Below are 18,444 nucleotides of genomic sequence, written 5' to 3'. Positions count from 1 at the left end.
TACTTACCACAAAGCGTTATGCTAAAATGCCTTCTGTTGCCATTAGCCCTGCTATCCTGCGAGTTGCCCCCCCGCAATGCTTCGTCGGTCGCGTACCGGGCCAACGAGACCGCCACGCAATTGGGCACTACGGAAGAATATGTCATGGTCACCACCGCCGTATCCATGCCGATGTACGTGAACCACGACCAGGCGACCTTCAAACGGTGGGGCAAGGAACGCAACGTGAAGGTGTCGGTACTCGGCCCCGCCGACTGGGACGTGCCCGCGCAGATCAACACCATCGAGGAGGTTATCGGAACGCGGCCGTCAGGTTTGCTCATCAACGGCACCGACCCGGCCATTGGCCCCGTCATCGACAAAGCCGTAGCGGCTGGTATTCCAACGGTGGTGTATGATTCCGACATTCCCAACTCCCGGCGCGACGCTTTTTTGGGCACCGACTGGTACGAAATTGGGCGGATGCAGGGCGAAGAAATGGTGCGGCTATTAGGTGGTAGCCGAGCGCGGCCCGAGGGCAAGATCGCGTACATGGGCATTTTGGGCCTGACCAACATGGAAGCGGGTTTCCGGGGGCTGTTAGACGTGCTCAAAAAATACCCCGGCATCGAGGTTGTCGGGAAGTTTGACGACAAAGCCAACGTAGAAGAAGCGGCCCGAATCACGGCGGACCTGCTCTCGGCGCACCCCGATCTGGCGGGCTTGTGCGGCTTCGATTCCAATTCAGGTCCCGGCATGGGCTTGGCTATTAAGGAAGCACGTCGGGCCGGGCGGGTGAAAATTACGACGGTCGACTGGGAGCCGGAACACCTGCAATTAGTGCGCGAAGGCGTCATTCAGATGCTGGCGGGACAGAAACGGGAGTTGTTCACGTGGTACGGCGCTCAGTTTCTCTACGACCGCGTCCACCAGACCAACCGGCTATCGGCAGGCGACGCGCAGGCGGGCATCACCAACATTCCGACGGCCGTCAACACCGGTCTGTTGCGCATCACAAAGGCAAACGTGAACGAATTCATCAACCGGCCAGTCAGCCAGTGATGCCTGAATCACTACTGGCTGACTGACCGGGCGAAGTCGCTTCTGTTGACTAATCAGCCTGAGTTATGCCCTTAAAGTCCGGCCTCTACCGAAGGCATCAACGGGGTGTATTTCAGCGTACTGACTGACACTCCCACAGCCGACTTAATAAATAGTTTGGTCATGTCTTTGTCCGGAAAAAACACATCGGTCATTACCGTCAGGCCATCATCGGCAAATAGCTCGACGGAGGCCACATCGACTAACAACGTGAGCGACAGGTTGCCATCTGTCGATAAACGCGGGGCGGTGTGCCGCTTGCCGAATCCCTTCTCAAAATCCGTTTTGCCCGATTTCGTCCGGTCAATGTAGTACGCATTGGTGCTTTTATCGTAGCCAATAACCAGCTCATTACCCCGTTCATTGGCGAGCACGATGGAAAAGTCATTGGTAGCGGGGGCCGAAAGGGTGAGTTTGAAATGACCAGTCTTACCGCCGGTTTTTGCCGTCAAATCATACTGGTCTTTTACAGCCACGTTGTTCAGCGAGGTTGTTTTGCCCGCCAGCCCATCGAATTCTTTAACCGGCATTGACGTGAGAAACAGTTCGCTGCCCACTTCGCGCAGACCCAGTTCGCGCGGCACCGTGGTAGCCCCGCGCCAGTTAGGGGTTGGGACGTCACGGGCGTACTGCCAGTTATTCATCCAGCCCATCAGAATGACTCGGTTACCGGTGTTGGCGAATGTAACGCCCGCGTAGTTGTCCGTCCCGTAATCCATCCATTTGGTTTGCCCGGAATTAGGTTTGAAGGTTTTTCCGTCGAAGTCGCCTGTAAAATACTGCGCGGCCGATCCCCCGTTTGGCCCGCCGGGGTTAACGCTCACAATGAGCACCCAGACATCCTTACCATTATGGGTCAGCGGAAATAGGTCGGGGCACTCCCAAACGCCCCCGTGAGCGCCCAGGTCCTTGCCAAATTCACTTTCCTTTGCCCATTCTTTCAGATTCGGTGAGGAATAGAACGTAATCCGGTCTTTGGTGGCCAGCGTCATAACCCACTTCTTTTGGGGTTCGTACCACCGCACCTTCGGGTCGCGAAAGTCGGTGATGCCGGGGTTGGGCAGCACCGGATTACCAGCGTATTTGGTCCACGTTTTGCCCTCGTCCAAACTGTAGGCTAAGCTCTGGTACTGGAATTTCTCCGACTTCTGCTTTTCCAGCGCCTGATTGTGGTGCGTAAAGATCGCGACCAACGGAACCTGCCCGTTTTTGCCGAAACCACTGGTATTGTTTACATCCACGACGGCGCTGCCGGAGAAAATCCAGCCCAGGCTGTCCGGGTACAGGGCAATGGGCTGCTCCTGCCAGTGCACCATATCTTTGCTAGTCGTATGGCCCCAGTGCATCGGCCCCCAGACAGAACTCGCCGGGTGGTATTGATAAAACAGATGGTACGTCCCTTTGTAAAAGACCATCCCATTGGGGTCGTTGATCCAGTGAGCCTTGGGCGAGAAATGGTACTGAAGGCGATGAGCCTCAGCGGTTTTCTGGCCGTTCGCAATTTGGCCGACGGCGACCAGCAGAGAAATGTTGAGCAGTAGTGTTCGCATGACTTGAGTGGTTAACCTGGTGGTGCGTAACCTGATGGTCCAGCAGTCTGGCGGCCACGTCCGGGCGTAAAATAGTTGTTTGAACTAAACGCCCGGACGTGGCCGCCGGACTGCCGGACCACCAGGTTACGTTAAAAACCTGGATTCTGCTTGTATAAGCCCTTCGTAAAATTAATCTCGCGTTGCGGAATCGGCAGGTACTCGTCGCGGCCCGCCGTGAACTTCGCTCCGTTCAGGAACGACCGCCGGGTTTTTTCTTTGGCAATGTATGCGTTCAGCGTTGGCTCGGCAATGCCCCACCGAACGAGGTCGAAGAAGCGCGGACTCTCGGTGGCGAACTCCAGCCGCCGTTCAAATTGCAGCGCTTTGCGGGCGTAGGCCTGCGTCCAGTTGGCGGCTTCGTACGGCCGGATCAGGTAGTTGGATGCGGGCGTACCGTCGGCTTTTTTAGTGCGCCCGGTGCTGACGGCGGCTCTGGCCCGGACTCGGTTAATCAGCGGCAGCGCCAGGGCTTGCTGCCCCAATTCGATGTAGGCTTCGGCCTGAAACAGCAGCACGTCGGCGAAGCGGATGATGTCGATATTTTTTGAGGTTCCAATGAATGGCCCCTGCTTTTTGTACGTCGAACTCGTGGCCGCCTGCTGTGACTTCATCGCCTGAAAAAAGCCGTACACGCCCGGATCGCGCACCCAGCTATTGCTGAAGGGCAAGGCCGGATTGTACTTGTACGGGTGGCCATCAATGCCAATCGTGTGATCAACGCGCGGGTCGACGGTGGCGGTTTTAAAGTCGATCACCGCGTCATTAAACGTATCGAATTTGGGCAGTCCGCTCGCATCGGTACCAAAGGCGTTGGCTAAATTCTGGCTGGGCTGGTGGAAGCCACAGCAACCGTACTGCGGGGCACCGTGCGGGTAGTTCAGCCCGTCTTCAAAGTTGAGCCGCCCCACCGTCGTCCCGTCGTTGATCGAATACTGAACCGCGAAGACCGATTCAACGCCATTGTCAAATTCGGGCAGGAAATTCTCGGCAAAATCAGGTTGCAGGTTGTATTTTCCTGAGTTGATAACCAGACCCGCCAGTTTGACTACTTCTTCCAACTTGGTCCGGTTGATGCCCGTGACTTTGTTGTTGTCATCCTGCTCATACGCCTGATACAGCCGCAGTTTGGCCAGATACGCAGCCGCCGACAGTTTATTGGCCCGGCCCACCTGGGTCTGCATTTCGGGCAGGTTATCAACAGCAAACTGGAAATCGGTCGCGATCTTATCCCAAAGCTGATCGTTGGGCAGGGCCCGGTTCGAGACGGTCAGAATCTGGTCGTTCGACAACGTCTCATCTACGTAAGGAATATTTTTGAACAGCATTTTCAGCATAAAGTGCGCGTGACCCCGCAGAAAACGCAGTTCACCCTGCCGCGTTTTCTTCAGCGGAAATCCGGCGTCAGTCAGGTCGTTAATCGAGCGTAGCGCGACGTTGGCCCGTGAGATGGCTTTGTAGTAATTCTCCCACGTGTACGGGTGATAAAAGCCACCGCCCTGCTGGGGCTGCGTCAGGTTATGCTGCTCATAGAAGTTGATGTCTTCCAGGTCAGCTACCCCGCCACCGCCCTTGTAGGCATCGTCGGACCGGACGCTGCCGTACACCCACATGCTGGCGATGGGACCAATCATTTCGCCGTTACCAACGGAAGCGTATGCGGCCGTGACGAGCGCATCGGCGTTTTCGGCGCTCTTGACATTGTCGGATGAGAGCGTTCCCTGCGGCTGGTATTCAAGAAAATCGCTGCAGGACGAGAACAGACTTCCTCCCGCGATGAGGAGACAGCATATTAGATAATTAGTTTTCATGATCGTAAGGTCGTTAGAAGGATACATTTAAGCCAAACGTGAACGTGCGGGGTACCGGAACGGCGTTAACATCGACCCGCTCGGGGTCTGGTCCGAGGAAGTTTTTGCCCTTCAGCCAGAACACGTTTTCCGCCATCCCGTACAAACGCAGGCCCGCCAATCCAAATTTACCGATGGCCGTTTTTTGGAACGTGTAGCCCAACTGAATGTTCCTGATCTTGTAATACGAGGTGTTCACGTTGAAATAATCCGACGCCCGCGTTTCGTTATTGCCATCCGACAGAGTCAGCGCCGGAATGGTCGACGACGTATTTTGCGGGGTCCAGGCGTTGAAGACCCCCGGCCCGACGTTTTCGCGACCCCGGATAAAGTTGTTGTAGAACGTGTACGAATCGAAACCCGTCCGGCCCGCAATGCCGGAGCCGAAGATGGAGAAGTCGAAGTTTTTGTAGCCTAAGTCAATGCGGGTGCCGTATTCCAGAGCGGGCAGCGTGGTTCCGTAAAACTCCTGATCCAGGGCGTCAATCTTGTTGTCGCCGTTGAGGTCGCGGTAGCGAATTCGGCCCGGAGCCGCGCCCACCTGCTGCGAGTGGTTCGTCACCTCTTCCTGACTCTGGAAAATGCCATCCGTCCGGTAGCCGAACAAATCCAGTTGCGAACGCCCGATGATGGTCGTGACCGCGTTTCCCGCGAAGGCCGAGCGAACTTCTTCGGGCAGCACCGTGATCCGGTCGCGGAAGCGGGCCAGATTCGCCGAGACGCTGTAGGTGAAATCGCCCCGTGGTTTGCCCAGATACGATAGTGAGAATTCAAACCCTTTGTTGGTTTTGGTCGCTCCGTTCACGAATTTCAACTGCCCTTCACCCACCGCTGAGGCCACGGGCGGTTTAATCAGGATGTCTTTAGTCTCGCGGGTGAAATAATCGAACGAACCCGCCAGACTGGCGTTCAAAAAGGCAAAATCCAGTCCCACGTTCAGTTCGTCGGTAGTTTCCCATTTCAAGGCCGTATTCTCACCCTGCGTTTGCACGAAGCCCGACGGCAGCGTTCCGGCACCGGCCCCGTTCAGGTCGTAGGCGGTGCCCACGTTCCAGTACTGATCGAAGAAACCGTTGTGCCCGTTCGGAACCTGCGAAGCCAGCGTACCGTAGCGCGGCTCAAACAACCCGAAGCGGGCCAGATCCCCAATATCCTGGTTACCAATCCGACCCACGCCCGCCCGCAGCTTCAGGCTGCTGATGGCGTTGATATTACTCATGAATGCTTCTTTGTCGATGCGCCAGCCGACCGAAGCCGCCGGAAAGAAACCGTAGCGACTGTCGGCCCCGAAGCGGGAGGAACCGTCCCGACGCAGAGTCAGCGCGGCTAAGTAGCGATCTGAAAAGCCGTAGTCAACTCGGGCAAACTGCGACAACAGGCGGCTCCCCGTCGAATTGCCGGTGCTGCTGGCGTTGCCCGACGCGGCACTCAGCACGAAGAAATCTTCGGTCTGTACCGCAAAATTCTCCCGGTAAGAAGTCACGTCGTCCAAGTTGTCGCGGATGGCTTCGACCCCGGCCAGCAGCTTGAAGGTGTGATCGCCTAAGGCGAAATTGTACCGCAGCGTGTTGGTCCAGGCTACGCTCAGAAACTTGTTTGTATTAAGGGTCAGGCTATTCAGTGAGCGGGCGATAAAGCCGTTCTGAAATGACTGCTCGATGTTTTTGTTGGCGAAACCGGCATTGTCCATGCCCAGCGACGACCGAAAAATCAGGCCCGCGATGGGTTCAATTTCGGTGTAGACGTTACCAAACACGAATGTGCGGTTGATGCGGTCCCAGCGGTTGATGTACTGCATGAACAGCGGGTTGTTGCGGTCCGAATAGCCTGACCCAATCGGCCCGGCATAATCACCCGTGCTGGTATAGACCGGGATGGTCGGGGCCAGCGTAACGGCCAGTCCGGGCGTTGGCGCTCCACCCAAATCGGTGGTGACGGGCGTTTCGCGGGACGTAGTCATCTGGAGGTTCACCCCGAATTTAAACCGCCCGTCGAACTTGCTGGTCAGGCCGTTGATGCGGCCCGTGAGCCGGTTGTAGCCCGTGTAGCGCAGCATCCCGGTGTTATTCAGGTAGCTCACGTTGACCAAGATCGACGAGCTTTTGGTGCCGCCCGAAACGGTCAGGTCGTTGTTGGTGACGTAGCCTGTCTTGTAGACGGCATCCTGCCAGTCCGTATCGCCGACGGGTACAGTCTGGTCGCCCCCCACGAACGGCTTCACGGTCACGCTGTTCAGGACTGGATTGGTGAAGTCTTTGTTCCAGTCGAACCCGTAGATGTCGCCGTAGCCCGACGCCGGATCAACTTTATCATTGACGGAAGCCTGCCACAATGCCCGCCCCCGGTCAACCGCGTTCAGCACCTTGAACCGTTGGGGTTTCTCGGACTGCGCCGAAATGCTGGTGTTGAACTGCACGTTCAGCCGACCGTCAGTATTAGCGCCGTTTTTGGTCGTCACGACAATAACCCCATTGGAGGCCCTCGATCCGTAAATAGACGATGAAGAGGCATCTTTGAGCACCTGAATCGACTGAATCGCCGTGGGATTCAGGCTCTGGAACACCTGCGACCGCTTGGTTGGCATCCCGTCGATGATATAGAGCGGATCGTTGTTGCCCAGCGAGTTAGCGCCCCGGATGAGAATGCGGCTGGCCTCGCCCGAGGGCGTTCCCGACTTTTCGATGTACAGCCCCGGCACCCGGCCCTGCAACGCCTGCATGGGGTTGCCCGACGTGGTATTTTTGGTCGCGGCCACCTCCACAATAGCCACCGCCCCGGTCAAATCTTCCCGGCGGGCGGTGGTATAACCCAACACGACGACCTCGGCCAACTGCCCGCCTTCCGCCAACAAAATCGTGACGTTCGTGACACCCCTGACCGGCACCTCCTGCGCAGCATAACCAATGAAGGAAGCCGTCAGGCTGCTGGCACTCTCGGGCACCGAAATCGAGAAATTCCCCTTAGTATCGGCAACTGTACCGGTGGTCGTTCCCGGAATGATGATACTGGCTCCAATGAGCGGCTCCTTCGTCTTGGCGTCCTGGACGCTCCCCGTAATGGTGCGCTGGGCCAGCGCCAATGACACCGTCAGCAGCCAGGCCAGTAGAGTCGATAAAGAATTTTTCATGAGTTTATTGGGACGGTTATGCGTTAGTTGATCGGATTCAGAGAAAGCTCATCTTCGCGCGGTGCGGTCAAAAAAGGTTGGCTATCAATCGTTTGCTCAGTAAACGTGGGCGTAGCGCCCGGCTGCGTGGCAACGTAGGCACCCATCGCACAGGCGAATTCCAGCGTCTTTTTCGGGGATTCGCCCTGTAGGGTTTTATGGAGAAAAGCGGCCAGAAAGGCATCCCCACTGCCAATAGTATCCGCCACCTCGACCGGGAAGCCCACCTGACTGTGTAAGCCTGTTTCATCCAGGAGTACGGCTCCGTCTTCGCCCAGCGTCACGCACAACGTATTGAGGCAGTACCGGTCGCGCAGTTGCCGCATGGCGTTGTGCAGGTCCGCCTGCCGCAGGTCGTTTTCTTCGCCATACCACCCGGACAGTTCGCCCAGCTCGTGCTCATTCAGTTTAGCGATGTCGGCCTGGTGCAGCAACTCCTCAACCGTAGCGCGGTCGTAGTGGGGTGCACGCAGATTTACATCGAACACCTTCCGGCGGGCCACCGCCAGCAACGCCAGCAGGGTTGCGCGGGTTTGGGGACTGCGGGCCGCTAAGCTGCCGTACACGAACAGGTCGCTTTCCCGAACGACGTTCAGCAAGTTTGGTTCGAGCTGGATGTAATCCCAGGCCACAGGCTGGACGATTTTGTACGTCACCTCGTTAGCGTCGGAAATATTCGCTTTAGCCACGCCCGTCAGGTGGGTTTGGCCTACTTGAATCAGGTCGAGCGGTATACCTTTTCCCGCCAGAAAATCCAGCAGTTCGCGACCCAAGTCATCGCTCCCGACGCGGCTGATGAGTTGGGCGTTCAGGCCAAAGTTGCGCAGGTCGGCCGCTACGTTCATGGGTGCGCCACCGGCTTGCTTACTGGTGGGCAGCACGTCCCACAAAATCTCGCCGAAACAGGTGATGGTTGGTGTCATAATCGGACTGAATTAATGGACGAAAACGGTCCGTTCGATTTGTTCTAAGCTGGTGCCTTTCGTTTCGGGCATGATGCGCAGCACGAACAGCAGTTGCAGCACCATCATGGTCGTGAAAAACAGGAAGGTATTGCCCCCACCGAAGCGCTCGGATAGGTACGGAAACGTGAAGGTGATGATGGCGGCCATGAGCCAGTGGGTGAAACTGCCCAGCGCCTGCCCACTGGCCCGCACTTCGTTGGGAAAGATTTCGGAAATAAACACCCAGATGACCGCCCCCTGCGAGAAACCGAAGAACGCGATGTAGGCGAACAGCAGCAGCGGTACGGTCATACCGCTGAAGTCCTCGACGTAGAAAGCCCGCGCCACTAATGCCAGCGTCACGATCAGCCCCACCGACCCGATTTTCATGAGCGTCCGTCGCCCGTAGCGGTCGATCAGGTTCATCGAGATCAGGGTAAAAATGAGGTTAATCAGGCCAATGCCCGCCGACGACAGCAGCGACGAACTTTTGCCCAGGCCTGTCATTTCAAAAATGCGGGGAGCGTAATAGATGATGGCGTTGATGCCCGACACCTGGTTGAAGACGGCGAACAGCACGGCCAGCATGACGGGTGTCCGGTAGTTGCCCGAGAACAACCGGGTCGAAGCCGTTGCGGGTGTGCTGCTCTGCTGAATGGCGATGAAGGTCTGTTCGGCCGTTTCGGGGTCGATCATGTTCAGCACCGCGCGGGCCTGGTTGACGTCTCCTTTCTGGAGCAGCAGCCAGCGGGGACTTTCGGGAATGTTGAGCACGGCGATCAGGAAAATCAGCGAGGGTAGCGCCTGAACGCCCAGCATCCACCGCCACGGCTCGGCACCGGCATCGGCCAGCAGGAAGTTGGACAGGTAAGCCACCAGAATGCCCAGCACGACGTTGAACTGAAACAAACCAACCAGTTTACCGCGCGATTTGGCGGGCGATATCTCCGTGATGTACATGGGAGCCGCCACCGACGACGCACCCACGCCCAGACCACCCAGAAAGCGAAACAGGAGGAATATTGACCAGGTGGGGGCCAGTGCCGTGCCGAGGGAAGCCAGCAGGTACAGGATAGCAATCCAGAACAGGGTTTTCTTACGCCCCAGTCGTTCGGCCGGGATGCCGCCCGTCATGGAACCAATCACTGTACCGATAAGCGCGATAGACACCGTCAGGCCATGTTCCCACACGCTCAGGCCCCACAGCGTTTGCAGCGACTGCTCAACGCCGGAGATGACGGCCGTGTCGAAGCCGAAGAGAAAGCCGCCCAGGGCGGCCGTTATGGACCAAAGGAAAATACGTTGTTTTTGACTCATGGCTGACTCGAATCGTCCGGCTGGACATTAATTTCGAGTCAAAATTATAGGTATTACGTAGGATAGACTTACAGGAATCGTTCAAATGCTTTCGATGTGAACGATAAACACTATACAATTGATTATCAGTATTTTACATAAAAATAAGCGTTATATATTTCGGTATTGTTACGGCCGTTTTCGATTTTGTTACATGAATTCTATTAGTAAAAAGAGTAAAGTACGCTCAAACTTGTATCACGGGCGGGGGACGTTGAGCAGACCGGGACGCTGAACTACTTACAACAAGGCAAACATATCGGCCAATACCCCGTTCTCCCCTACTTTTCGCCCGGCAGCGGTCGCGTCATACACAACCAGAATCGAGGTGACGGCCTGTTCGTCGGGCCGAAACAAGGTCATTCCTTCGGCGTGGTCATCGCCTTGCCCGAAGGGAATGGACCGCAGCAGCACCAACTGATCGCGAAAAACGAGGCTTTCGCCCACGGGCTGCGCCCCGCCCGGCCAGCGGTAGAGCGTAACCGGCCCATCGAGTTCCATGGTAGGCCCCGCTAAAATGAGCAGGTCAGCCCCCTGCACAATCAGGTCGCGGATGCCCAGGCCGTCCAGTTGCAGAAAGTGTTTGCGATAAGTAGGGTGGTTGGGATTATGAGGATTGCCGGGGTTAATTGGGATGAGTTGGAGCGTGGCCGGGTCCGTGTTGGCTACCTCCAGTTCCAGCACGACGGCCCAGCCGCGCAGTACCGGCCCCCGCAGGCCCAGAAAAACCCGGTTGCCCCTAACGGCCAGCCCTTCAATATCAAAGCCGTTGTCTTTACCGGGAACGACCAGGAAGTTTTTCAGGTGCCCGTCCTCTCGCAAGGCCTGCGTAAGCAGGTTGCTTTGGGCCGTGGCGGGCAGTTGGGCAGCTGTGCGCAGTGTACCGTCTTCAGACAGCACCTGCTTCGTTAAGGTGTGGGAAGTTCCTTCTGTGACCAGCGGAATGCGTGCCAACAGGAACCGATTCGACACCTGATCTGGCTTAGCGTCGGCTAATCGTTCAAAGTTTTTCTTAATTGACGATTGCGACTTGACTTTACTTCGCTTGAGACTGTGCGAACCAACCACCCACAGGTACCCATCGTGGAAGTCCAGCCCTTCCACATCAACCTCTTCCACTTCTTCAGCATCCGGTGCGGGCGGTATTGGCAGGGATAGATACTCTGTTAGCGGAAACGATTGATGCGCCCCGTATTGGTATCGTCCCTCCGCATCCCTGCCCTGAAATGAGAGCCGCTCCACGCTGATGGTTTCATCGTTGGCGACCCAGAGCGTAGGCCCCATTTGCACGACCACCGACAGACCATCGCGCAGGGGTTTGGCCAGGTCCAGCAGCGGAGACGCCTGGCTAAATGTTAAAAGAGCAGTTTCTACGGGTTTCATGAGCGAATCGAAACAGGATGGACGACAGTACAGCAGTCAAAGTAATTATTATTTGTGATCGGTTGGCCAATCGTTGAGTGAGCGGCTGATTGCGTATTCATATTGTATGTACAACTGTAGCAGGGTTGTGAACAGCATATAAACACCTTGCGGAACTCGATTATGCGCTCACAGATGGTGATTTCCGATACTCGGAGGGTGTTTTTTGAATGTGCTGTTTAAAGAACGTAGTGAAGTAGGCTGGTGAGCCAAAGCCGGTTTCGTAGGCGATTTCAGCCATCGTCTTATTGGTTTCGGTCAGTAGGCGTTTCGCCTTCTTGAGCCGGATCTCAGCGATATAATCAACCACATTCATGGCGAGCAGCGCCTGCACCTTGCGGTAAAGCTGCACACGGGAAACGCCCATGTCGTGACTTAACTTCTCCACACTGAACGACGCATCGGCTAAGTTTTGCTCAATCAGCGCCGTCAGTTCGTTCAGAAACCGTTTGTCGGGCTGGTTGGCAGAACCGGACCCCGACAGAAAATCGGATGCGTACCGGCGCTGCCACTTTTCGCGGTTGGCCAGCGTCGTGCGGATGGTTTCGAGTAGATACGCGCTGTTGAAGGGCTTGGTCAGGTACGCGTCGGCCCCGGCGCGGGTGCCTTCAATCCGCTGCTCCATCTGCCCCTTGGCCGTTAGCAGAATAACCGGAATGTGGGAGGTGCGCAGGTCGGCCTTCACGCGCTGAGTCAGTTGCAGGCCGTCCATTACTCCCGCCAATGCCGTCGATTCGTCGGCCAGCATGATATCACTGATAATCACGTCCGGTATGGTTTCCAAAACACGCTCCCAGGCTTTTGAACCGGATGCTTCTGCAATGATCTCGAATTCGACACCCAGCCGGGCGGACAAGAACGCCCGTAGATCATCGTTGTCTTCCACAACCAGTATCGTGCCGGTCCGTTTGCCAGGCGGGATGGGGGCGGTAGTCTCTTCATCGTCCACGTCGACCATCATGCGCTGCCGGGTTGGGGAGCCGTTCATTTCCTCGGGCGATAAATGCCCATTACCCAGCGGCAACCGAATGGTAAACGTCGTTCCCTGACCTTTTTCCGATTGCACCCTGATTTCGCCCTGATGCAGTTGAATGAATTCCATCGACAGGGCCAGCCCCAGCCCTTTTGAGAGGTTGAAGGGCTTCGTTCCGCTAAAAAACAGGTCGAAAGCGTGGGCCTGTTCGTCGGGGGTCATGCCCTCGCCATTGTCCCGCACCTGAATCGCTACCTGCGCATCGACCACATCCAGCCTGACGTGAATCAGCCCGCCTTTGGGGGTGTATTTGAACGCATTCGACAGTAGATTAACGATCACCTTGTCCAATTTCTCCGCGTCGAACCAGACGGGCAGAATGGGCTTTGTGGTCAGCAGTTGCAGGTCGATCCGCTGCTTTTCGGCTTTTGGCCTGAAGTCCTGAACAATATCCTGGACAAAGGCAAGCAAGTCCTGCTCCGAAGTGTGAAGCCGTTGTTTACCGGCATCCGTTTTGCGCAGGTCCAGCATCTGGTCGATCAGCCGCAGAAGCCGGTACGCGTTTTTCTGCACCAGCGACAAATTACTTCGCAGCTCGTGGGGGCTGACATTCTTTTTGCTCAGCAGATCCTCGGTTGGCGTCAGAATCAGGCTAAGGGGCGTGTTGAACTCGTGGGAGATGTACGAATAGAACCGGAGTTTTTCTTCCGTAGCCAGCCGGGCCTGGGCCGACACGGTTTCGATCTTGTCTTTCTGCTCCCGGATCTCCTGATTCTGCTGTTCCAGCGTCTGGTAAGCGGCCTGTTTGGATCGAAACAGGTACAATGCCCACCCTCCCAGCAGCATGACAACCAGCAGACTGGCCAGCGTCAGGTACAGCGTGTTTTTCTGCGAAGCGTAGGTCCGGCTGAGTTGGTCGATGCGCTGAATCTGCTTCTCGATGTCGGTCTGCTGCTCAATCACTTTCTCGTTCTGGAGTTTCATAATCCGCACGTTCGACGAATCGATGAGGGTAATGGGCAGGCGATTTTCGCGTTTGAACGGTTGCTTTTTTAGGATTGCAATAGCGGCCCGGATGGACTCTTTACCACCGGTTGGGTACAGGACGGTCGCGCTCAAAATGCCCCGGTCAACGAGGTCAATGCCTTCGCTCTTGCCCGGTAAGCCATCGACACCAATTATTTTCACCCGCTGTTCGAGCTTCAGCGTCTGGCAAACTTTATACGCTTTCAGGGCCGTGCGGTCGTTCTGCGCAAAAATGAGTTGAATGGTCGGTTGGGCAGTCAGTAACCGGGTCAGCTTTTCGGCAAACGAGCGCTTATCCCAGTCGCCTTCCAGCTTGGCTACCAACCGAATACCGGGATGCGGGCCGATGGCTTCGACAAACCCGCGATGCCGATCAATATCCGCCGACGAACCCGGCGACTCACCAATTTCCACCACGTTCCCCACGCCTTTCAGTAAGGCATGCGTGTACATACCCGCCGTGCGGCCAACGTCAACATTGTCAGCGCCGACGTAGGCGGTGTACTGGTCCGAAGCGGTACGCCGGTCCACAATCACGACCGGAATTCGCTGCTGATACGCTTTTTCAACAATGGGCGTGATGGGTTGAGCGGCATTCGGCGAGACGATCAGTAAGTCTACGCCTTGGTCAATGAGTTCCTGAATCTGCTCAACCTGCTTAGCACTTTGTCCGCCAGCATCTTTAACGATGAAATTTACTTCGGGATTAAACGACAGTTCCCGGTTCATGTTTTCCTGCATTGTTTTGCGCCAGTTGTCGGCGCTGGTACGCTGCGAAAACCCAATGGTGTAGGGTCTGCTCTGTTGCTCAGAACAGGCAGTCGGCAACAGGAAAACAAGCAGGTAGAAAAGGGTATGTTTCAATTTTTTCTCCGATTTATCTAAAGCAGTCTGAGTGCTCAAAAATAACTAAATCGCCGGTTAATCAATTATAGAATTGAAACACTACGCTGATGCTCATCGACTGGCCAACCATCTTCACCTACGCCCTGCTGTTTTTTGCCGCGCTGGGCGGGGGAGCCATGAACGCCGTGGCCGGGGGTGGTACGTTTCTAACCTTCCCGTCGCTCACTTTCTCGGGCCTGTCGCTACTGTCGGCCAACGCGACCAGTACGGTAGCCCTCTGGCCGGGAACGGTGTCGAGCGCCATTGCCCTGCGGGCGCAATGGGCCACCTACGGCCGTCGGCTAATTGGGTTGCTGCTGGTGAGTTTGGTGGGTGGGCTGGCGGGTGCCTTGCTCCTGCTGCGCATCTCCTCCGACGCGCTGGAAGCTGTTTTTCCGTATCTGTTGCTGACGGCTACGCTGCTGTTTGCCTTCAAGTCGCGCTTAGAACAGGGCCGGGCGGGCAACGGGGCGGCTCCGGCCTGGCTTCAGATGCTCGTGCTGTTCGGGGTGGCGGTGTACGGCGGCTTTTTCGGGGGCGGCATGGGCATCATGTTCATGGCTACGTTCAGCCTGCTGGGGATGCCCGACCTGCGCTACGCCAACGCGCTGAAGGTGCTGATGACGATGATCGTCAACGGCATTTCGGTCATTACGTTTGTTGCGGTGGGCGTGGTAGTGTGGCCCTCCGCGCTGGTGATGGTGGGTGGTTCCATTCTGGGCGGCTACCTTGGGGCGCTCTACGCCAAGCGGGTGTCGCCCGCCCGCCTGCGGCAGATCATCGTGACCATCGGGCTGGTGCTGACGGCGTATTTCTTCTGGCGGGCGTGGGGCTGAGCAGCTACTTGGAATTGTGTTTTTGTGTGTACCTGTGTAGGTGCGTGAGTCGCCACAATGGGAAACTGTTTAGGATTGCCCCCATTAGGGGAACCATCAACGAACTACGGATTATAAATTTCAGGCAAAATAAGCTTGCACATATAACATTCTTATATATATTCGCTTCATCAATATACTAAATCTGTCACTGATGGAGCAAGCGAACAGTGAATTTCTGCGCGGCACCCTTAAAACGATTGTGCTGAACCTGTTAGTCAGACACGGGCGCATGTACGGCTACGAGATAACGCAGGCCGTGAAAGAACGCACCCAGGGTCAGCTCACGCTGACATTTGGGGCACTCTATCCCATCCTGCACAAGCTGGAGCAGGAAGGCCTGCTGCTGACGGAGTCCGTTGAGGTGGACGGACGAATGCGTAAGTACTATTCCCTGACGCCGAGCGGCAGCGAAACGGCTCACCAGAAAGTTTCGGAGTTTGAGCGCTTCGTCGATATGATGCGCCTGTTGCTGCCCCCCCCTACCCTCGCCCTCAATAACTAAACCGGCTACCATGGAAAAGCTAAACCCGCAGCACGTTGCCCGGCTCCACGATCACCTGATTCGGACCGGCACCAACCCCGCCCTAATTAACGAACTTCTCGATCACCTCGTTTGTGAGGTCGAGCATTACCAGTGGATTGGCCTGCCGTTCGAGTCGGCGATGGACAAAGCCCTGCTCGAAGCCGACGCCGGGACGGTCCGTGACCTGCACCAAACGTACCAGCGTGAGTTGAGCCGGGACGGAACCCAGCCCGAACTGGCCAGCAAAGACGATATCGTGTTCGAGTTCCGCAACAAAGCGTACGGTGCCTACGCGCTGCGGCAGGCCTACCCCCAAACCCTGCGCAACGCGATTATTATGACGCTCGGTTTATGCATGATGGGGATGACACTGCTGCATATTATGGGGCGGGGCACTTTCTCCTATTTCAGCCTATGGGGCGGCATCTGGCTAATGGGTTTAGCTGGTGTCACTTTCGCCTTGTTTAGCTGGCACCTACAACACGAACGGCAGCGGACCTTAACCATGCACTGACGCATTGCAACTGGGTGTTTCAGCGTGTGCGTGTTTTAGCATCTACGCCCGCAGGCACTCATACACCTACACCCCCAAAACCTACACACTTCCTTTCTTACACCCGTATGACTCGTTTATCAACTGGCTTTTGGGCCAGCCTGCTACTGCTATGCCCGTTGGTTCCGGCATGGGCACAATCCGGTCGGCCCGCTCAGACGCTGGCCCAACTCAAGGATACGCTCCGGCAAGTCATGGAACACCAGCATATTCCGGGGATGATACTCGTGCTGACCACCCGTGACTCGGTACTTTACGCTGGCGGGCTGGGTTACGCTGATGTGAGCCAAAAAACTCCCGTTAACGACCGGCACCTGTTCAGGATGGGTTCGGTCACCAAAATGTTCACTGCCCTCGGCATCCTGAATTTAGTGCAGGCCGGTAAGCTGAAACTTGATGACCCGGTGCGGAAGCTGGCTCCTGAACTGCCCATCGACAATCCCTGGGAAGCCACCCATCCCGTGCGTGTGATTCATCTGCTCGAACACACGGCCGGTTTCAGCGACAAAACGCCCAATAAATCGTATAACCCCGGCCCAACCGACCTGCGCGGGTTAGAAGCCGTGCAAATTTTTGCGCCCTCGCTGCATTCCCGCTGGAAACCCGGTGAACGGCATTCCTACGTGAACACGGGCTATAACGTAGCTGCGTATCTGATTGAAAAACTGTCGGGCAAACCCTGGGAGCAGTATATGACCGAAACCGTGTTCCGGCCGATGGGAATGACGCGCAGCAACGTTACGCTGCGGGCCGATGCATCCGGGCGCTATGCACAGGGCTATTTCTGGCAGGACGGTGCGTACCACAAAACGCCTTTTCTGCCGCTGTATCAGGGCGGCAACGGATCGCTCAATTCGTGTGCGGCCGACATGGCGACGTGTTTGCAACTGTACCTCAACGACTGGAGAACGCCACAGGGCCAGCAGTACCTGTCGCAACAGGTGCTAAACGAAACCGAACGACCCCACACGACGCTGGCCGCTAAGGCAGGACTGCGTACGGGGTATGGGCTGGGCAATTTTAGCTTTGACGGCGAAGACGGTTTTCTGTTTCATGGCCACTCAGGCAGCATTGGTGCGTTTGTGTCGTCCGTGGGTTACAACCGGGAATTAGGCGTGGGTTATGCGTTTGCGATGAATACCCACCAGAACCTATTCCCGATTGAACGGCTTGTACGGTTATTTCTGACCCAGTCCGAAACCGCCCCAGCACCAATCACCCAGCGGTTGGATGTCAACGCCATTAAACCCTTTTTAGGCTACTACCGATTCGACAGCCCCAAGAATCAGATTACGGGCTTTCTGGAGCAACTGCGCTTTAGCTTCAGCCTATGCTTACGGGGAGACACGCTCGTGGAGAACGAGTTATTAGGTGGCTCATTTCCGCTGGTAGCGACGGGCTTCAATACGTTCCGAATGCGCTGGAACCATCACCCCGAGACCATGCTGGTTACGGATTCTGACGGACAACGGGCCGTTATGGAAAACGGACTATATTACCGGCAAGTGTCGTGGTTTGCTGCCTGGATGCCCATTATTTTGTTGCTAACGAGCCTTTTTCTGATGGCTACCGCGCTGATTGCCGGTCTGGCCTGGCTCGTAATGATTCTGATGAGACGCATCCGACGCCCGGATGCCTGGGTGCGTCTGTTACCCGTTGTCGGCTTTATTACTCTGATCGTCACCGTTTTTCGAGGCTTAATTCGGTTTGATGCGCATACTATTGAAGGGACCAGTATCCTACTGGATTCATGGCTTATTTTCGTTGGCACCCTGATCTTCCCACTGTGCATTCTGGCCGCTTTGATCTTATTGGTACTACGCTGGAAACACATGCCGGGCATCCTGTTGAAAAGTTACCTGGTACTCATTCTGCTGGCCGGTTTCTACGTAGCCGGGCTGATGCTGGTTAACGGCTGGCTGGGCATCCGAATCTGGGCGTTATAGTCAGAATACCGCCCGACAATTGTGCGATGATTTGGCCACGGAGCCGGAGTAGAAATGCAACGGAGAGCAGCTTGTTTCTGCGGGTACAATTTCTCAAAAAAAGAGACGGCTCACTAAGCGAGTGAGCCGTCTGCTAAATACACCTAATTAAAACCCAGCAGCTGTGCTGGTTCCAATCCAGTATATACGTACCTATCCATCCCGTCGATTCATTTGCCGCCCATAGAAAGCAACCCAACCTGACACCAACGCA

12 protein-coding genes are annotated in these 18,444 nt (G+C 56.0%); 5 read left to right on the top strand and 7 right to left on the bottom strand.

The genetic code is table 11. The annotated features are described in order from the left end of the window. Nucleotides 1-18 precede the first annotated feature (18 nt). A complete protein-coding gene (locus ACYVHB_RS00235) occupies nucleotides 19-1,041 on the top strand; it encodes a substrate-binding domain-containing protein (RefSeq protein WP_461048483.1) in 1,023 nt (340 codons plus the stop codon). A gap of 71 nt (nucleotides 1,042-1,112) precedes the next feature. On the opposite strand, the gene ACYVHB_RS00230 is transcribed toward ACYVHB_RS00235, so the two are convergent. The 7 genes from ACYVHB_RS00230 to ACYVHB_RS00200 all read right to left on the bottom strand — a co-directional run bounded on the left by ACYVHB_RS00230 (nucleotide 1,113) and on the right by ACYVHB_RS00200 (nucleotide 14,270). After that, nucleotides 1,113-2,630, bottom strand: coding sequence for a glycoside hydrolase family 32 protein (locus ACYVHB_RS00230; RefSeq protein WP_461048481.1), 1,518 nt, complete (start codon nucleotides 2,628-2,630; stop codon nucleotides 1,113-1,115). Between the two features lie 131 nt (nucleotides 2,631-2,761). Next, nucleotides 2,762-4,480, bottom strand: a complete 1,719-nt coding sequence (locus ACYVHB_RS00225; RefSeq protein ID WP_461048480.1) for a RagB/SusD family nutrient uptake outer membrane protein — start codon at nucleotides 4,478-4,480, stop codon at nucleotides 2,762-2,764. Between the two features lie 13 nt (nucleotides 4,481-4,493). After that, nucleotides 4,494-7,646: a SusC/RagA family TonB-linked outer membrane protein gene (locus ACYVHB_RS00220; RefSeq protein WP_461048478.1), complete on the bottom strand. Its 3,153-nt coding sequence runs from the start codon at nucleotides 7,644-7,646 to the stop codon at nucleotides 4,494-4,496. 23 nt (nucleotides 7,647-7,669) lie between these two features. Further along, nucleotides 7,670-8,608: a carbohydrate kinase family protein gene (locus tag ACYVHB_RS00215; RefSeq protein WP_461048476.1), complete on the bottom strand. Its 939-nt coding sequence runs from the start codon at nucleotides 8,606-8,608 to the stop codon at nucleotides 7,670-7,672. 12 nt (nucleotides 8,609-8,620) lie between these two features. Beyond that, on the bottom strand, nucleotides 8,621-9,946 hold the full coding sequence (locus ACYVHB_RS00210; protein ID WP_461048474.1) for a sugar porter family MFS transporter: 1,326 nt from the start codon (nucleotides 9,944-9,946) through the stop codon (nucleotides 8,621-8,623). A gap of 279 nt (nucleotides 9,947-10,225) precedes the next feature. Beyond that, nucleotides 10,226-11,368 (bottom strand): DUF3616 domain-containing protein, encoded by a 1,143-nt coding sequence (locus ACYVHB_RS00205; RefSeq protein WP_461048472.1) that lies wholly within the window; start codon nucleotides 11,366-11,368, stop codon nucleotides 10,226-10,228. Between the two features lie 160 nt (nucleotides 11,369-11,528). After that, a complete protein-coding gene (locus tag ACYVHB_RS00200; RefSeq protein WP_461048470.1) occupies nucleotides 11,529-14,270 on the bottom strand; it encodes a substrate-binding domain-containing protein in 2,742 nt (913 codons plus the stop codon). Nucleotides 14,271-14,359: 89 nt separating this feature from the next. Between ACYVHB_RS00200 and ACYVHB_RS00195 the strand changes: the two genes are divergently transcribed. From ACYVHB_RS00195 to ACYVHB_RS00180, 4 genes are all read left to right on the top strand, one after another. Then, the gene (locus tag ACYVHB_RS00195; RefSeq protein WP_461048468.1) at nucleotides 14,360-15,127 is read left to right on the top strand and encodes a sulfite exporter TauE/SafE family protein; all 768 of its coding nucleotides are present in this window, start codon (nucleotides 14,360-14,362) and stop codon (nucleotides 15,125-15,127) included. A 193-nt stretch (nucleotides 15,128-15,320) separates the two neighbouring features. Beyond that, nucleotides 15,321-15,671: a PadR family transcriptional regulator gene (locus tag ACYVHB_RS00190; RefSeq protein WP_461048466.1), complete on the top strand. Its 351-nt coding sequence runs from the start codon at nucleotides 15,321-15,323 to the stop codon at nucleotides 15,669-15,671. A 10-nt stretch (nucleotides 15,672-15,681) separates the two neighbouring features. Next, nucleotides 15,682-16,206, top strand: a complete 525-nt coding sequence (locus ACYVHB_RS00185) for a hypothetical protein (protein WP_461048465.1) — start codon at nucleotides 15,682-15,684, stop codon at nucleotides 16,204-16,206. 107 nt (nucleotides 16,207-16,313) lie between these two features. Beyond that, nucleotides 16,314-18,191 carry a serine hydrolase domain-containing protein gene (locus ACYVHB_RS00180; RefSeq protein WP_461048463.1) on the top strand — a complete coding sequence of 626 codons (1,878 nt, stop codon included), beginning with the start codon at nucleotides 16,314-16,316 and terminating at the stop codon, nucleotides 18,189-18,191. Nucleotides 18,192-18,444 lie beyond the last annotated feature (253 nt).

It is taken from the genome of Spirosoma arcticum, from assembly GCF_054779955.1.
This window is presented reverse-complemented; position numbering and strand designations above follow the sequence as displayed.

Bases quoted from the DNA above. Each gene is read 5' to 3' on its own strand.
- ACYVHB_RS00235 (WP_461048483.1), top strand. From the start codon at position 19: ATGCTAAAATGCCTTCTGTTGCCATTAGCCCTGCTATCCTGCGAGTTG.
- ACYVHB_RS00230 (WP_461048481.1), bottom strand. From the start codon at position 2,630: ATGCGAACACTACTGCTCAACATTTCTCTGCTGGTCGCCGTCGGCCAA.
- ACYVHB_RS00225 (WP_461048480.1), bottom strand. From the start codon at position 4,480: ATGAAAACTAATTATCTAATATGCTGTCTCCTCATCGCGGGAGGAAGT.
- ACYVHB_RS00220 (WP_461048478.1), bottom strand. From the start codon at position 7,646: ATGAAAAATTCTTTATCGACTCTACTGGCCTGGCTGCTGACGGTGTCA.
- ACYVHB_RS00215 (WP_461048476.1), bottom strand. From the start codon at position 8,608: ATGACACCAACCATCACCTGTTTCGGCGAGATTTTGTGGGACGTGCTG.
- ACYVHB_RS00210 (WP_461048474.1), bottom strand. From the start codon at position 9,946: ATGAGTCAAAAACAACGTATTTTCCTTTGGTCCATAACGGCCGCCCTG.
- ACYVHB_RS00205 (WP_461048472.1), bottom strand. From the start codon at position 11,368: ATGAAACCCGTAGAAACTGCTCTTTTAACATTTAGCCAGGCGTCTCCG.
- ACYVHB_RS00195 (WP_461048468.1), top strand. From the start codon at position 14,360: ATGCTCATCGACTGGCCAACCATCTTCACCTACGCCCTGCTGTTTTTT.
- ACYVHB_RS00190 (WP_461048466.1), top strand. From the start codon at position 15,321: ATGGAGCAAGCGAACAGTGAATTTCTGCGCGGCACCCTTAAAACGATT.
- ACYVHB_RS00185 (WP_461048465.1), top strand. From the start codon at position 15,682: ATGGAAAAGCTAAACCCGCAGCACGTTGCCCGGCTCCACGATCACCTG.
- ACYVHB_RS00180 (WP_461048463.1), top strand. From the start codon at position 16,314: ATGACTCGTTTATCAACTGGCTTTTGGGCCAGCCTGCTACTGCTATGC.